At 67.7% G+C, this 14,923-nt stretch carries 15 protein-coding genes; 8 read left to right on the forward strand and 7 right to left on the reverse strand.

Annotated features, from left to right (window positions below):
- Together Q8814_RS09040 and Q8814_RS09045 are read left to right on the forward strand one after the other, a co-directional pair.
- Positions 1–1,015, forward strand: a 1,015-nt coding sequence (locus tag Q8814_RS09040) for a Dyp-type peroxidase (RefSeq protein ID WP_330151672.1), incomplete at its 5' end; no start/stop codon positions are given.
- Positions 1,016–1,060: 45 nt separating this feature from the next.
- Entirely contained in the window at positions 1,061–2,032 is a 972-nt protein-coding gene (locus Q8814_RS09045; RefSeq protein WP_330151673.1) for a R2-like ligand-binding oxidase, read from the forward strand.
- A gap of 4 nt (positions 2,033–2,036) precedes the next feature.
- Here Q8814_RS09045 and Q8814_RS09050 read toward each other — a convergent pair whose 3' ends face one another.
- The gene (locus Q8814_RS09050; protein ID WP_330151674.1) at positions 2,037–3,113 is read right to left on the reverse strand and encodes a hypothetical protein; all 1,077 of its coding nucleotides are present in this window, start codon (positions 3,111–3,113) and stop codon (positions 2,037–2,039) included.
- Positions 3,114–3,413: 300 nt separating this feature from the next.
- Here Q8814_RS09050 and Q8814_RS09055 point away from each other — a divergent pair, with 300 nt between their 5' ends.
- Entirely contained in the window at positions 3,414–4,709 is a 1,296-nt protein-coding gene (locus Q8814_RS09055) for a lipase family protein (RefSeq protein WP_330151675.1), read from the forward strand.
- Between the two features lie 7 nt (positions 4,710–4,716).
- Here Q8814_RS09055 and Q8814_RS09060 read toward each other — a convergent pair whose 3' ends face one another.
- Positions 4,717–6,657: an acyl-CoA dehydrogenase family protein gene (locus Q8814_RS09060; protein WP_330151676.1), complete on the reverse strand. Its 1,941-nt coding sequence runs from the start codon at positions 6,655–6,657 to the stop codon at positions 4,717–4,719.
- A 238-nt stretch (positions 6,658–6,895) separates the two neighbouring features.
- On the opposite strand from Q8814_RS09060, the gene Q8814_RS09065 reads away from it, so the two are divergent.
- Positions 6,896–7,090: a hypothetical protein gene (locus Q8814_RS09065; RefSeq protein ID WP_330151677.1), complete on the forward strand. Its 195-nt coding sequence runs from the start codon at positions 6,896–6,898 to the stop codon at positions 7,088–7,090.
- Between the two features lie 7 nt (positions 7,091–7,097).
- On the opposite strand, the gene Q8814_RS09070 is transcribed toward Q8814_RS09065, so the two are convergent.
- Complete coding sequence (locus tag Q8814_RS09070; protein ID WP_330151678.1) at positions 7,098–7,526, reverse strand: hypothetical protein; 429 nt, start codon at positions 7,524–7,526, stop codon at positions 7,098–7,100.
- A 55-nt stretch (positions 7,527–7,581) separates the two neighbouring features.
- Here Q8814_RS09070 and Q8814_RS09075 point away from each other — a divergent pair, with 55 nt between their 5' ends.
- Both Q8814_RS09075 and Q8814_RS09080 read left to right on the forward strand, forming a co-directional pair.
- Complete coding sequence (locus Q8814_RS09075; protein WP_330151679.1) at positions 7,582–8,109, forward strand: peptidylprolyl isomerase; 528 nt, start codon at positions 7,582–7,584, stop codon at positions 8,107–8,109.
- A gap of 10 nt (positions 8,110–8,119) precedes the next feature.
- Entirely contained in the window at positions 8,120–9,046 is a 927-nt protein-coding gene (locus tag Q8814_RS09080; RefSeq protein ID WP_330151680.1) for a rhomboid family intramembrane serine protease, read from the forward strand.
- Here Q8814_RS09080 and Q8814_RS09085 read toward each other — a convergent pair.
- Positions 9,031–9,489, reverse strand: coding sequence for a PH domain-containing protein (locus tag Q8814_RS09085; RefSeq protein WP_330151681.1), 459 nt, complete (start codon positions 9,487–9,489; stop codon positions 9,031–9,033). The two genes, Q8814_RS09080 and Q8814_RS09085, sit on opposite strands and share 16 nt — an antisense overlap.
- 88 nt (positions 9,490–9,577) lie before the next feature.
- Positions 9,578–9,841 carry a cell division protein CrgA gene (crgA, locus tag Q8814_RS09090; RefSeq protein ID WP_330151682.1) on the reverse strand — a complete coding sequence of 88 codons (264 nt, stop codon included), beginning with the start codon at positions 9,839–9,841 and terminating at the stop codon, positions 9,578–9,580.
- A gap of 100 nt (positions 9,842–9,941) precedes the next feature.
- Here crgA and Q8814_RS09095 point away from each other — a divergent pair, with 100 nt between their 5' ends.
- Both Q8814_RS09095 and Q8814_RS09100 read left to right on the forward strand, forming a co-directional pair.
- Positions 9,942–10,667 (forward strand): DUF881 domain-containing protein, encoded by a 726-nt coding sequence (locus Q8814_RS09095; protein ID WP_330151683.1) that lies wholly within the window; start codon positions 9,942–9,944, stop codon positions 10,665–10,667.
- Positions 10,668–10,687: 20 nt separating this feature from the next.
- Complete coding sequence (locus tag Q8814_RS09100) at positions 10,688–11,350, forward strand: aminodeoxychorismate/anthranilate synthase component II (protein WP_330151684.1); 663 nt, start codon at positions 10,688–10,690, stop codon at positions 11,348–11,350.
- A 64-nt stretch (positions 11,351–11,414) separates the two neighbouring features.
- Here the strand turns inward: Q8814_RS09100 and pknB are convergent, their stop codons facing one another.
- Positions 11,415–13,337, reverse strand: coding sequence for a Stk1 family PASTA domain-containing Ser/Thr kinase (gene pknB / locus Q8814_RS09105; RefSeq protein WP_330151685.1), 1,923 nt, complete (start codon positions 13,335–13,337; stop codon positions 11,415–11,417).
- A complete protein-coding gene (locus tag Q8814_RS09110; protein ID WP_330151686.1) occupies positions 13,337–14,923 on the reverse strand; it encodes a serine/threonine-protein kinase in 1,587 nt (528 codons plus the stop codon). The genes pknB and Q8814_RS09110 overlap by 1 nt, the downstream gene beginning before the upstream one ends.

Below are 14,923 nucleotides of genomic sequence, written 5' to 3' on the forward strand. Positions count from 1 at the left end.
TATCGCCACCGAAGCACAGGCGTTCGCGGCGTTCGCCGCACTCGACCTGAAACCGGACGCCGACCGCGGAACCGTGGTGGGCATCATGAAGGTCTGGGCCGAGGACGCGCGGCGGCTCACCTCGGGCGAACCCGCTCTCGGCGACACCGAGCCGGAACTCGCGGTGGATCCGGCGCGGCTGACGGTCACGGTCGGCTACGGGCCGGCGGTCTTCGATGCTGCCGGGCTGGCCGGGCAGCGACCCACGTGGTTGCGACCGCTGCCCGCCTTCTCCATCGACCGACTCGAGGAACGCTGGAGCGGCGGCGACCTGTTGCTGCAGGTGGGCGCGGACGATCCCGTCGCCGTGTCCCACGCGATCCGGGTGCTGACGAAGAGCGTGCGGTCGGTCGCGTCGGTGCGATGGATCCAGCGCGGATTCCGTCACGCGGTGGGAACCCGGCCCGAGGGGGCGACGATGCGAAACCTGATGGGTCAGCTGGACGGCACCGTCAACCCCGCTCCCGCCGGTCCCGATTTCGATCGGCAGGTATGGAATCCCGGTGAGCCGGCGTGGCTGACGGGCGGCACGTCGCTCGTGCTGCGCCGGATCCGGATGGAGCTCGACACGTGGGACGAACTGGACCGGCCCGCACGCGATCTGGCGCTCGGCCGGTTCCATTCCAACGGGGCACCGCTGACCGGCACCGCCGAACACGACGACGCGGACTTCGAGGCCACGGACGACTACGGCATTCCGATCATTCCGCCGGAGTCGCACGTGGCCCGGGCACGCCCCCGCACCGCCGACGAGCGGTTTCTGCGTCGCGGCTACAACTACGACGACGACGGTGCGGGGCTGCTGTTCGCCGCGTACCAGGCCGACGTGGACAGGCAGTTCGTGCCCGTGCAGCAGCGTCTCGCCGAACACGACGCCCTCAATCCGTGGATCACGCCTGTCGGGTCTGCGGTGTTCGTGATTCCGCCCGGATTCGGTCCGGGCGGGTATCCGGGCGACGTCCTTCTGGACGGTTGACCCAATCGGGCACCGGCCGGTGGATCTCGGACTAGCCTGATATGTGTGACCGGGGTAACACATGAACGTCAGGGGTTCGCGTCGTTGCGGGAAGGCGGCCTCAATTGGGACGCCTTCCCGCTGCGGCTTTTCGCGAAGGGCAACGGCAAGTTCTGGGATCCGCACGATCTCGACTTCTCCCACGATGCCGCCGACTGGGCAGAGCTGAATTCGGAACAACAGCGCAGCTCGACGTATCTGGTTGCGCAGTTCGCGGCAGGTGAGGAGGCGGTCACGCAGGATATCCAGCCGTTCCTGCGCGCCATGGCCGCGGAAGGCCGGATGGGCGACGAGATGTACCTGACGCAGTTCTGCTTCGAGGAAGCGAAGCACATGCAGGTCTTCAGGATGTGGATGGACGCCGTCGGCCTCACGTCGGATCTGCACCCGTACGTCGCGGACAATCCGTTCTACCGGCAGTTGTTCTACGAGGAGTTGCCGCACTCGCTGCGCGTCCTCGACACCGATCCGTCTCCCGCCAACCAGGTGCGGGCCAGTGTCACCTACAACCACGTGATCGAAGGCAGCCTCGCCCTCACCGGCTATTACGCGTGGCAGAAGGTGTGCACCACCCGGGGCATCCTGCCCGGCATGCAGGAGTTGATCCGGCGGATCGGCGACGACGAGCGGCGGCACATGGCATGGGGAACGTTCACGTGCCGGCGACACGTGGCGGCCGACGATTCGAACTGGAATGTCGTGCAGGAGCGCATGAACGAGCTCCTCCCGATGGCACTCGGAATGATCGGATGGGTCAACGACCAGTTCGACGAACAACCCTACGGTCTGGATCCGGACGAGTTCGTGTCCTACGCTGCCGACCGCGCGCAAAGACGGCTCGGCGCAATCGAATCCGCGCGGGGTCGCCCGGTCGAGGAAATCGATCTCGACTACACACCGGAAACGCTCGAAGAAAAGTTCGGGGCCGAGGACGCGGCCGAACTCGCGTCGATCGCCGAGGCTCCCCCGCAGCAGTAGCGCCTCAGAGCAGTACGACGAGCGCGACGAGCAGCACGACGACCACTGCCGCGACAATCAGGTACAGACGTGACGGCGAGGGGGGGTCGACGACGGCGTCGCTGTGCGCGTCGCTCTCGACCGTGACGGTGACGACGGGAACCTCGTCCATCCGGTTCTCGATCACACGCAGACGCGCGAGGCCGCCGGTGAGCACGTCGGTTTCGTCGTAGGACGGCGGTAAACCGATGCGCGCCTTGGTTTCTCGCGCTGGGGTGAAGCCTGCTGCGAGAATCGCCGCACCCAGCGCCGCCGTCTGCTCGGGGCCGGGGCCGACGAGACTGCGCACCATCAGCTTCGTCGAGAGACTGTTGGCGATCTGCTGGATCTGCGACCGGTCGCGGGCGATGAGACCGTCGCCCATGACCACGACAGCGTCGAGGTTGTGCGGCAGCCAGCCGAACGAACCGAGTGCGGTCGCGAGCTGAGCGGCGGCCGAGGGCGCACTCTTCGCCGCCGTCCGGAATGCCTTACCGGCAGGCACACCGGAACGGACGAGCGTGACCGTGGAGCCGCTGTCGTCGACGTGATAGACGCCCACGAGTTGGCCTGGGCTTTCGGAGATCTCGGAGGCGTACCAGGTCGCGGCGGCCTCCGCGTCGGATACCAGATTCACGTGCCGCAATTCGGCATAGTCGAGAGCCGCGCGCAGTGCCGCGACGGTGGACTGATCCCAGTGCGAGGGGTAGGTCGCGGTATATCCGGGATCGGTGTCCTCGTCGAGACCCCCGAAGGTCGGCAGCGGATGGCATTCGCTGAGCAGGCAGTGCACGGCGGTGGCCATGGCGTCTTCGGCGCGGTAGACGCGGCCGTCGCTGGCGGTGACACCGGACGGTTCGCCGACGCGCGGCAGGAAACCGGCCAACGTGCGCATTTCGTTTTCCGAGCGGCCCGAGCCGCCGAGGGAGGTGGTGCCGTCGTGGTCGATGTGCAGCACCGTGTCGCGCGCGATCACCACGGGATCGGGTGTGCCGGGTTCATTGGACGCGACCACTGCTGTGGACACGATCCTGCCGATCCGGAGCCCCACCCCGATTGCCATGCCCATCCTCCCGCTAGGTAACGATTCGCGTACATCTTGCTCCCCACGGGTCGCCCCGGAGAGATGCCGCGCCGTATCATCGCCCACCGGATCTGCGGCGGGGTAGGTACGCGCCGGCATTCGGCTGCCGGCCGTCGTGCTGCCCGGCGCCGGAACAGTGACCACACCACACATGCGGACGAGCCTCTTTCAGGCTGATCACAGCCCTTTCCGCGGTTCTTACGGGCCGGTAAGTTAAGTGTTACAGTGCGTACCGCCGTGACACGCGGCACACGGAATTCTTCGAAATGTGGAGGAACTATGGCGGTGGGTCGTGCCCGGAAATGGGTCTCCGCAGCGTTGACATCCGCGGCACTCGTGGGCGGCCTTCTCGCGGCACCGGCAACGGCGGGTGCCGACGCCGACTTCTACCTGCCGCCGAGTCCGCTGCCCACGGGTGGGCCGGGAGATGTTCTCCGCAGCGCACCGTCGGACCTCGCGATCCGGGTACCCACTGCCGAAGGGATCTTCCCGGCGCAGGGCACCCGGTTGCTGTATCGCAGCAACGACGCGAAGGGCGCGCCGAATGCGGTGGGCGGCACGTATCTCGAACCGTCCGTGCCGTGGAACGGGCCGGGCGATCGGCCGCTCGTGGCGCTCGCGGTCGGCACGCACGGCCAGGGCGACCAGTGCGCTCCGTCCAAGAATCTCGGTGGACTGGTGGCCTACACACCGCCGCTGGACTTGTTCACCGAATACGAGCTGATCTCTATCAACGCGATGCTGCTGCGCGGGATCGCCGTGGTCGTCACCGATTACGACGGGCTCGGCACCCCCGGGCACCACACGTACGTCAACCGTCCGGCGCAGGCCCACGCCGTGCTCGACGCCGCCCGCGCTGCGCTGAACCTCCCTGGCACGTCCGTCACGCCCGACAGCCCGGTAGGCCTGTTCGGTTACTCGCAGGGCGGTGGAGCGACCGGCGCGGCTGCCGAACTCGCCCCGACCTACGCTCCCGAACTGAACCTGAAGGGCGCGTACGTCGGTGCTCCGCCCGCCGATCTCGTTGCGACGCTGAAGCAGATCGACGGGACACTGCTCACCGGCGCGATCGGCTACAGCATCAACGGACTCGCCCACGCCTACCCGGAGATCGGCGACGAGGTCGATGCCGAGATCAACGACCGTGGCCGCGAGATGCTGGCAGCGGTTGCGAACCAGTGTGTTCCGGAGACGATCGCGCGGTACGGATTCCAGCGCACCAGCGATTACACACGCACCGGGGAACCGCTCGACGTGGTGCTCGGACGACTTCCGCAGGTGCAGAAGATCCTCGCGGAGCAGAAGATCGGAACGATGACACCGGCCGTCCCCGTGCTACTTCAGCACGGCACGCAGGACGACACCGTGCCGTACGGGCAGGGTCGGGAACTCGCCCTCGACTGGTGTGGGCAAGGCGCCACGGTTCAGTTCTCCCCGAACCCCACTCCGCCGGTCCTGCCCGGCTTCATGGTCAACCACCTGGTGCCGATGATCGCCGGAATGCCGGAGTCGGTGGCGTACCTCGAGGCCAGGTTCCTCGACGAGGCCGCGCCGTCGAACTGCGGCGCGTTCTGATCGGCGGCTACACCGAATGCCGCGTGTCGATGATCCTGCGTGCGACGTTCTCCTCACCCGACGGACCCGGGGACCATTCGGTGATCCACGGCCCGGTGCCCTCGCTCTGGTCCAGCACACCGTTCTCGAGCCAGGTATAACGGCCCTCGAGAACACCCTGGGTCAGGCGCCGGTCGACGTCGTCGGTGTTGGTCCACAACGTGTCGAACAACGCCTCGACCCGCAGCCGGGCCTGCTGGCAGAACACGTCCGCCAGTTCGAACGCGGCATCGGCACCGGGATGACCGTCGCTGCGTTGCCGTTCGGCGCGGACGCAGCACGCCGACATCGCGAAGAGTTCGGCGCCGATATCGACGATTCGGCCGAGGAAGTTCTGGCGCTGTTCGAGTGCGGCCTGCCAGCGGGCCATCCCGTAGAAGGTGGACCGGGCGAGCTTGCGGGAGGCACGCTCGATATACCTGAGATGCTGTGCCAGCAAACCGAATTCACCGTATGCATTGGGAATCTGCCCCTTGCCGGCGACGAGTTTCGGTAGCCATTTGGCGTAGAAGCCGCTGGCCTTTGCGGCGGCTCTGGCCTTCGCCTCACGGGTGGCCCTCGGATCGGCGAGATCACCGGCGGCGCGCAGGTGCGCATCGACGGCCTCTCGGGCCACGAGCAGGCGCATGATCTCGCTCGACCCCTCGAAGATCCGGTTGATGCGCAGATCGCGCAGCACCTGTTCGGCCGGGACCGCGCGCTCACCGCGCGCCGCGAGCGACGCCGCCGTCTCGTAGCCGCGGCCACCGCGTATCTGAACCAGGTCGTCGGCTATCTTGCACGCCATTTCGCTGGACCAGAGTTTGGCGAGCGCAGCTTCGATGCGGATGTCGTTACGCTGCTCGTCGTTCATCTGCCCGGACAGTTCGACCACCGATTCGAGTGCATATGTGGTGGCCGCGATCATCGAGATCTTCGCCGCGACCGCGGCGTGCTCACCGAGCGGCTTACCCCACTGGACACGCGCCGCGGACCACTCGCGGGCAATCTTGACCGCCCACTTGCCGGCGCCGGCGCACATGGCCGGAATCGCGAGGCGTCCGGCGTTGAGGGTGGTGAGCGCGATCTTCAGGCCGTCGCCTTCCCGGCCGATGAGGTTCTCCTTGGGAACGCGCACCTTGTACAGGCGTGTCACTCCGTTCTCGATGCCGCGCAGGCCCATGAACGAATTGCGTCGCTCAACCGTGATCCCCGGGGAATCCGCTTCGACGACGAACGCCGAGATGCCGCCGCGGTGCCCGTCGCTGCGGGGAACACGCGCCATGACCACGAGCAGTTCGGCGACGACACCGTTGGTGGTCCAGAGTTTGACGCCGTCGAGTTCGTAGGCGTCGCCGTCGTCGATGGGGGTGGCGGTGGAGGCGAGACGGGCGGGATCGGATCCGACGTCGGGCTCGGTGAGCAGGAACGCCGAGATCGCGCCGCGAGCACAGCGAGGCAGGAACTTCTTCTTCTGCTCGGGTGTGCCCGCAAGCTTGAGCGGCTCGGGCACGCCGATCGACTGGTGCGCCGACAGCAGGGCCCCGATGCTCGGATGTATGCCCGCTACCACCATCAATGCCCGGTTGTAGGCGACTTGCGACAGGCCCAGACCGCCGTACTCCGGGGGGATCTTCATGCCGAAGCAACCGAGTTCGGCGAGGCCCTTGACAAATTCGTCGGGGATTTTCGCGTCGCGCTCGATGACCGCGCCGTCCATGGTCCGGCAGAGGTTGCGCAGGGACGTCAGAAATTCCTCGGTGCGTGCATCTTCGTCGGGCGTGGGGCGGGGAAAGGGGTGGACGAGATCGAGGGTCAACCGGCCGAGAAACAGTTCTTTCGCAAATGAAGGTTTCTCCCAGCCGGCCTCGCGGGCCTCCTCCGCAACCGCGCGGGCCTGCTCTTCGGTGACGTGGGTCTTCTCAGTCATGGCGTGACCTCCCCGGAAGTGTGTCTACCGGGGAGTATCCACTTTTGTGTGGTAGGGGTCACACGAATGGAGAAAATCGGTACCCATCGGTAACCGGGCGTGTGAAGCAAATCACCGCCTCACCAGCGCCGCAGAGGGTGCGACACCCCGGATGACGGGCCTACCCTCGGGTAGTCACAGTCGACGTGCCGCTTCTCCCGACCCCACCGATCCCGCCGGATCGAGTTGGAGGTGACCTATGGAATTCGTTGCGTCCGTACCGATTCTTTTCGCTCTGATCGCCCTGCTCCACTTCATCTCCCGCCGCATCGTGGACAGCCAGATCCGCAGTGTCGAAAAGGAACTCGGTAGCCGGGTCGACGAGTCACCGACGCATCCCGAACTCCCGGCCGTCGGGGACGAGTTTCGAGACGAGAAACCTGCTCCGATGTGAGAACCGGTCAGTGACCGGAGGGTGCCTCGCCGGTCTCGACCGGCCGCACCCGCGGCGGCTCCGGCGCGATCGGCGGATGGTCGGGCCGCCGGCTGCGATAGAACACGGCACCCCCGCCGACGATCGCACCGATGGCACCGACGACGATCAACGCCTTGCCTCCCACCCGAGCGCGCCTCCGCGGCTTCTCGGACACGACGGACTTCAGCAGAGCGGTCTCCTTGCGGGCACGCAGCGCCGGACCGGCAACATCTCGGGCGAACTCGAGGCCCTTACGGGTCACGAGCAGGCCGGCAGCCGTCGAACCCTGGGCCAGCGCGACCGCGCCGTCGCCCGCTACGCGCAGGGCGGCACCGAGGTTGCCGGACTCCTTCGGCGGATACACGAGACCGGGGCAGAAACCACTGTCGGTGCTGGACTCGCTCACTCTCGTCATGCGCTCCACTGTGTCACAACGGCGGTGTGAAACACGGGGATGGCACCATGGGGGAGTGACTTCACCAAACCAGACAGCAACCGCCACGCTCCACACCAACCGTGGAGACATCGCCATCGCCCTGTTCGGCAACCACGCGCCGAAGACGGTCGAGAACTTCGTCGGCCTCGCGAACGGCACGAAGGAGTACAAGACCCAGAATGCGAAGGGCGAGACCAGCGGCCCGTTCTACGACGGCGCAGTCTTCCACCGCATCATCGACGGCTTCATGATTCAGGGTGGAGATCCCACCGGCACCGGCCGCGGTGGCCCGGGATACCAGTTCGGCGACGAGTTCCACCCGGAACTGCAGTTCGACCGTCCGTACCTGCTCGCGATGGCCAACGCCGGGCCCGGCACCAACGGCTCGCAGTTCTTCATCACGGTCGGCGCCACGCCGCACCTGAACCGTCGCCACACCATCTTCGGTGAGGTCGTGGACCCGGAGTCGCGGAAGGTCGTCGACGCCATCGCCACCACCGCCACCGACCGCAGCGACCGACCGGTCGACGAAGTCGTGATCAACAGCATCACCGTCGCCTGAGAGAGCACACATGACGAACCCCGGCTGGGGCCCGGCGGCCGAGGGTGGCGGCCGGCCACCCCAGCCGCGGTGCGTGCGCCACCCCGACCGCCCGACGCTCCTCGCCTGCACCCGGTGCGGGCGGCCGTTCTGCCCCGACTGCCTGCAACCCGCCGCGGTCGGCCACCAGTGCACGGACTGTGTCGCCGAAGCGCGACGCAGCACACCGCAGGCCCGCACGGTCGCCGGGGCGCCTATGCGCAGCGGCCGTGACACCCCGCTCGTGACCTACGTGCTCATCGCACTGAACGTCGTGATCTTCGGAATCACCGCGGCGCAGTCCGGCAGCGTGATGAACAACGAGCAGGCGTCACGGCTGTTCCTCGACTGGGCGCTGTGGCCGCCCATGATCGCCGCCTCCGGCGACTACATCCGCATTCTAGGCAGCGGATTTCTGCACTTCGGGATCCTGCACCTCGCGGTGAACATGTTCGCGCTGTGGATCATCGGCCGCGACACCGAGCTCGTGCTCGGACGCGCCCGCTACCTCGCGGTGTATCTCGTGTCGATCCTCGGCGGCTCCGCCGCGGTGATGATGCTCCAGACCGACGCGGTCACGGCAGGCGCGTCCGGTGCGGTGTTCGGGTTGCTCGGCGCGCAGGCCGTGATCCTGCTGCGGATGCGGCGCAGTCCCGCTCCCGTCCTCACCATAGTCGCCTTGAACGTCTTCATCAGCATCACCATCCCCGGCATCTCCCTGTGGGGTCACCTCGGCGGACTCGTCGCCGGTGCGCTGGCCACTGCGGCCCTGCTCTATGCCCCGCAGGTTCTCGGTGCGGGCAGCGACCGCGCACGAATCGTCCGGACGGGCTGGATCGCGCTCGCCGCGGTGGCCGTGCTGTGCGCGCTGGTGGTGGTGCTCGCCGTGATGCGGTTGCGCGATCAGCTCGGGGTCTGATCGGGGGCGAGGCCACGTGCCGCGAGCGCGTCGTACACGTCGCGCGGATCGGCGCCCAGATCCCAGCGCCCGAAGATCATGAGTTGCTCGGTGCCGCTGTGCGGGTCGCGGATGTCGATCTCGAGCATCGGTACCCGTCGCCCGAGCCGCGGATAGTCGACGAGGCGGACGCGGTGCAGCTCCGGTCGTGAATATTCACGACGGCCCGTCAGCCGGGTCACCGCGATCCCGGTCGCGTCGGGGAGCACCGCGAGGCGCGGTCGCTGCCGCAGCGCCAGCGCCGCTGTCGCGAGCGCCAGCACCGCGGCGAATCCCACCAGAAACCGTCCGGCCGGGTCGGTGGCGACCACAGTCGCCGCGACCGCGAGTACCGCGCCACCGACCGCGAGCGCGGCGACAGCGGCGGGCCGGGTGGACCATTGCAGCCCGGTGCCCGTACTCACGCCACGCCCGGATCAGATGTTGTGCACAGACTTATCCCCAGGTGGGGATGAATAACAACTCTGTAATCCACAGGGTCGGGCAGGTCCGTCAACGCCACTTCATCGTCATGATCAACCCGGCGACCATGAACCCGAAACCGATGAGGAAGTTGTACGCACCCAGATCGTTCATCCACTGAATCTGCTCTGCAGCGAGGTAGTAGACGATCAACCACAGCAACCCGATGATCATCAGGCCGAGCATCACCGACACGTAGATGGTGCTCGACGGTGCGGCCTTCACCTTGACCGGTGTGCGGCTTACCGGGCGGGCCGGGGAATCGGTCTTCTTCCGGACCTTCGACTTGGGCATGATGTCCTCGCTCGTACGACTCCGCCCACGGGGGAGCGGAGTAGGTTGGGCAGCTACCTGTGCAGTACACGCTAACGTAAGGACCGAAACGGAGGTTCGAGTGTCGAAGGGGCGGCTACCCGGGCTGGCCTGGGGTTCTGCGACCCTGGCCGTGTGTCTCGTCGCAGGTCTGCTGCTCGGCACGACTCGCGGAGTTTCCGACGGGGACGAGTTGCGCGTCGGTGACTCGCCCCGCCTGTCGGATCTCGTGCGCGCAGCGCAGGCCCAAGCGGACGATCTCGCCGCCACCCGCGACGACCTGTCCGAACGTGTCGCGCAGCTCCAGGCCCGTGCCGCCACCACCGACAGCGACGTCGCCGCGGTCCTCGACGACCTGTCCGCCCTCGAGGACCCCGCCGGGCTCACCGGACGCCGCGGTCCCGGAGTCACCGTCACGCTCACCGACGCGCCGCGCAACGCCGACGGCCGATATCCCTCCGACGCCAGACCCGACGACCTGGTCGTGCACCAGCAGGACGTGCAGAGCGTGCTCAACGCGTTGTGGACCGGGGGCGCCGAGGCCATGGCGATGCAGGACCAGCGGATCGTCGCGACGTCGGCGCCGCGGTGCATCGGCAACACCCTGTTGCTGCACGGGCGCACCTATTCGCCCCCGTACGTGGTCACCGCGCTCGGCGATCCGGGTCGCCTCGAGGCGGCGCTCGCGGCCGAGCCCGGCATCACGGTATACAAGCAGTACGCGACCAGATTCGGGCTCGGATACACACAGCAGACCGGCGACGACCTCAGCGTGCCCGCCTACACCGGGGGCGCGTCCGCACGTTAGCGTCCGAGTACCCTCTGACCATGCGCATTCTCGTCGTCGACAACTACGACAGCTTCGTGTTCAACCTGGTGCAGTACCTCGGCCAGCTCGGAACGCGGGCCGAGGTCTGGCGCAACGACGACGATCGGCTCACCGCCCCGGGAGCACTCGCCCGCGTCGCCGACGAGTTCGACGGGATTCTGCTCAGCCCCGGCCCCGGCACCCCCGAGCGGGCCGGTGCCAGCATCGATCTGGTCAAGGCGTGCGCCGACGCGAAGACCCCGCTGCTCGGCGTGTGCCTCGGGCACCAGTCCATCGGTGTGGCGTTCGGCGCGACCGTGGACCGTGCCCCGGAACTTCTCCACGGCAAGACCAGCGTGGTGCGGCACAACGGCACCGGTGTCCTCGCGGGTCTGCCGGACCCCTTCATCGCGACCCGCTACCATTCGCTGACCGTCCTGCCGGAGACGCTGCCCGCCGAACTCGAACCGACCGGGCATACCGACAACGGGATCATCATGGCCCTGCGGCACACCGAGCTGCCGATCCATGGCGTGCAGTTCCATCCCGAGTCGGTCCTCACCCAGGGTGGGCATCGGATGCTCGCGAACTGGCTCGCGGTGTGCGGCGAGGCACCCGACGAGGAGCTCGTCGCGCAACTCGAGGCCGAGATGGCGCGCGCACTCGACGGTGGCGCCGCCTGAGCGTTCTACAGATACGGACGGGGCCCGGGCCTCCAGCCCGGGCCCCGTCCGTATCCAGCGGTGACTAGCGGATACCGAGGACACCCACACCGACGGTGATGGTCTCGGTCTTCGAAATCTCGGATCCGGGCGGCTGCTGCTGCGTGATCACGGTGCCGACCAGGTCCACGTCGAGCGTCGCCTCACGTGTCTGGTTGAGCTGGGCAGCCGAGCCGGTCCAGCCGGCAGCGCGCAGCGTCGACAGCGCCTCCGACACCGAACGGTTCGTCAGCACCGGCATCTCGATCCGGTCGCCGGTGGACACCTGGATGGTGACCGTGGAGCCCTGGGCAGTGGACGAACCACCCGACGGGCTGCTCGACACCACCGTCCCGGCCGTCGCGCTCGACTCGATCTGCTCGACGACCACCTCGAAACCGGCGCCTTCGATGTTTCCGCGGGCCACCTCGGCGGTCTGCCCCACAACATTGGGCACTCGGATCTGCTCGGGTCCGGTACCGAGCGTGATGGTCACGGCGCTGTCGCGGTCGATGCTCGCGCCCGGCTCGGGGCTCTGCTCGACCACGGTGTCGATCTCGTCGGCATCGGACGGAGCCCGCAGCACATTCGGGTCCAGCCGCAGGCCGGACGCACCCAGTTCCTGGGCGGCCTTCTGCTGCGTCAACCCGGAAAGCCGCGGGATCTGCACCTGCTCGGGTCCACTGGACACCTCCAGCGTCACCGTCGATCCCTCTTCGGCCTGCGACGCCGGCACCGGCCGGGTGTTGATGACGTTGCCGTTCGCGATCACCGCATCGGGCTTCTGCTGGGTGGACACCCGGAAACCGGCGTCCAGCAACCGGCCCTCGGCGACCTCGGCGGGAAGGTTACGAACGTCCGGCACAGCGACCTGAGCGGCGGTCGCACCCGGACCGAGCGACCACAGGAACACACCCACGATGGCGACGACGACGAGCGCCGCGACCCCGAGCAGAATCCGTTTGAGGATCGAACCGCCACCGCTGCCCTCGTCCCGCCGGTCCGGTGCGGCACCCGCGGCTGCCCCGACCGCTGTGGCGCGCTGGTTCCGATGCCCGGAACCGGAGTCGACGGAGTCGATCATCGTCGTGCGGTCTTCGTCGGTCATCACCATCGGCGCGCTCGGACGTTGCCCGCTCAGGACCCGGATGAGGTCGCTGCGCATCTCGGCGGCGCTCTGGTAGCGGTTGGCCGGATTCTTCGCCATCGCTTTGAGGATCACGGAATCGAGTTCGGACGGCACCGACGGATTCACCGACGACGGCAACGGCGGATCTTCCCGCACGTGCTGATAGGCAACCGCCACGGGGGAATCGCCCTTGAAAGGTGGCTCCCCGGTGAGGATCTCGAACAGCACGCAGCCCACTGAGTACACGTCGGAACGTGCGTCGACCTGCTCGCCGCGGGCCTGTTCCGGCGACAGGTACTGGGCGGTGCCGATCACGGCGGCGGTCTGCGTCATCGGGCTCGCCGCATCCGAGATCGCCCGGGCGATACCGAAGTCCATCACCTTCACCGCGCCGGCTTTGTTGATCATGACGTTCGCGGGCTTGACGTCGCGGTGCACGATCATGTTGCGGTGGCTGAAGTCGAGGGCGGCGCACACATCGGCGATGACTTCCATCGCCCGTTTCGGAACCATCGGCCCGTCGCGGCGCACGATGTCGCGCAACGTGTCGCCTTCGACGTACTCCATCACGATGTAAGGCAGAGGACCGGCTTCGGTTTCTGCCTCACCCGTGTCGTACACCGCGACGATCGCGGGATGGTTCAGTGCTGCCGCATTCTGGGCTTCCCGACGGAAACGCAGGTAGAACGTGGGATCGCGGGCCAGATCGGCGCGCAGAACCTTGATTGCCACATCGCGGCCGAGCCGCAGATCCCGTGCCAGATGCACCTCGGACATGCCACCGAAGCCGAGGATCTCACCCAGCTCGTAGCGTGAGGACAGCTTGCGCGGTGTGGTCATTACGTTCCTTGAGTGTCCGTCGATGAATATGCAGCGTTTGCGGCGTCTGAATCGGAGATTGTTTCTGCGTCACCGGTTCCGGCTCCGGTCTCACCCTCGGCGCCGGTACCCCCGGTGCCTTCCGCAGGAGTCTCGACGCCACCCGTCTCTACAGGCGGGGTGGCGGTGGTGGTCGTCGTCGCGGTGGTCGTGGTGGCGGTGGTGGTCGGAGCCGGTGTGGTCGTCTCCACCGTCGTCTCCGCGGTGGTCGTCGGTTCGACAGGGGTAGGCGTGTCGAACGTCGGCGGCTGCACCGGGATCGGAACCGGAAGGGTCCGCTCGGTCGTGGTGGTCGGTTCGGGTGCCCGCGTGGTGGTGGTCGTCGTGGTCTGCGTCGGCCGGGTGATCTGCGTGGTCTGCGTCGGCTGAGGCGCCGGAGCCTCGTCGTCGCCGCCCAGCAGCACGATGCCGAGGGTGACGAGAGCCAGCACGATGGCGGCGCCGGCCGCCCACGCGAGCGCCTTGGGGCTCGGTGACCGGCTGTCGCCGCCGGTACCTCCACCGGCAGGCAGCGGACCGATCGGGGGTTGCCCGGCCGTCGGGGGTTGCCCGGCGGCGATTCTCGGTCCGTTCGTGTATCCGGTCGGGGTGTAGTGCTGGGTCGGGTGCAGCGCACGGGTCGCGGCGGTCGGCGCCGACGTTCCCGGAACACCCGGCGGCAGAACCCGGTCTGCGCTGGTCACCGGGGGAACATTGCCCGGTGGGGGCAGAGGGCGACCGGAGCGCACCGCGGCGACGGCGTTGGCGAACTCGCCGCCGTTCGTATAGCGATACAGCGGATCCTTCGCCATTCCGATCTCGATGAGCTCGCGCACCTCGGCCGGAAGATCCGACGGCAGCGGCGCCGGGGTCTCCTGCACGTGCTTCATCGCAACCGTGACGACGCTGTCGCCGAGGAAGGGACGCCGACCGGACAGCACCTCGTAGCCGACGACCGCGAGCGAATACACGTCGCTGGCCGATGTCGCTTCCTGACCGAGAGCCTGCTCCGGGGCGATGTACTGGGCGGTGCCCATGACCATCCCGGTGCGGGTCACCGGAGACGCGTCGACGGCTTTGGCGATACCGAAGTCGGTGATCTTCACCTGTCCGGTCGGGGTGATCATGATGTTGCCGGGCTTGACGTCGCGGTGCACCACCCCGGCATTGTGCGCGGCCTGCAGTGCGCGGCCGGTCTGCTCGAGCATGTCCAACGCGTGCGGCAGTGACAGTCGCCCGACCCGGGCCAGCACCGCATTGAGCGGTTCGCCGTGCACGAGCTCCATCACGAGATAGGCGATGGACTGGTTCTCGCTGTCGCTGGTCTCGCCGTAGTCGAAAACCCCGGCGATACCGGGGTGGTTGAGCTGTGCGGTCGTGCGGGCCTCGAACCGGAACCGGGCGAGGAAGTCCGGGTCGCCGGACAGTTCCGACTTGAGGACCTTCACCGCCACCCGCCGGTCGAGCCGGGTGTCGAGTCCCTCCCACACCTGCCCCATGCCGCCGGTGGCGATGAGCCGTTGAAGTCGATAGCGGTCGGCGATCATGGCGCCGCTGCTCAAAGCCAT

Origin of the sequence: Rhodococcus chondri, assembly GCF_036327435.1 — a bacterium.
Taxonomy (GTDB): Bacteria; Actinomycetota; Actinomycetes; order Mycobacteriales; family Mycobacteriaceae; genus Rhodococcus; species Rhodococcus chondri.

Bases quoted from the DNA above. Each gene is read 5' to 3' on its own strand.
- Q8814_RS09055 (WP_330151675.1), top strand. From the start codon at position 3,414: ATGGCGGTGGGTCGTGCCCGGAAATGGGTCTCCGCAGCGTTGACATCC.
- Q8814_RS09070 (WP_330151678.1), bottom strand. From the start codon at position 7,526: ATGACGAGAGTGAGCGAGTCCAGCACCGACAGTGGTTTCTGCCCCGGT.
- Q8814_RS09110 (WP_330151686.1), bottom strand. From the start codon at position 14,923: ATGGCTTTGAGCAGCGGCGCCATGATCGCCGACCGCTATCGACTTCAA.
- Q8814_RS09050 (WP_330151674.1), bottom strand. From the start codon at position 3,113: ATGGCAATCGGGGTGGGGCTCCGGATCGGCAGGATCGTGTCCACAGCA.
- Q8814_RS09080 (WP_330151680.1), top strand. From the start codon at position 8,120: ATGACGAACCCCGGCTGGGGCCCGGCGGCCGAGGGTGGCGGCCGGCCA.
- Q8814_RS09100 (WP_330151684.1), top strand. From the start codon at position 10,688: ATGCGCATTCTCGTCGTCGACAACTACGACAGCTTCGTGTTCAACCTG.
- Q8814_RS09065 (WP_330151677.1), top strand. From the start codon at position 6,896: ATGGAATTCGTTGCGTCCGTACCGATTCTTTTCGCTCTGATCGCCCTG.
- crgA (WP_330151682.1), bottom strand. From the start codon at position 9,841: ATGCCCAAGTCGAAGGTCCGGAAGAAGACCGATTCCCCGGCCCGCCCG.
- pknB (WP_330151685.1), bottom strand. From the start codon at position 13,337: ATGACCACACCGCGCAAGCTGTCCTCACGCTACGAGCTGGGTGAGATC.
- Q8814_RS09060 (WP_330151676.1), bottom strand. From the start codon at position 6,657: ATGACTGAGAAGACCCACGTCACCGAAGAGCAGGCCCGCGCGGTTGCG.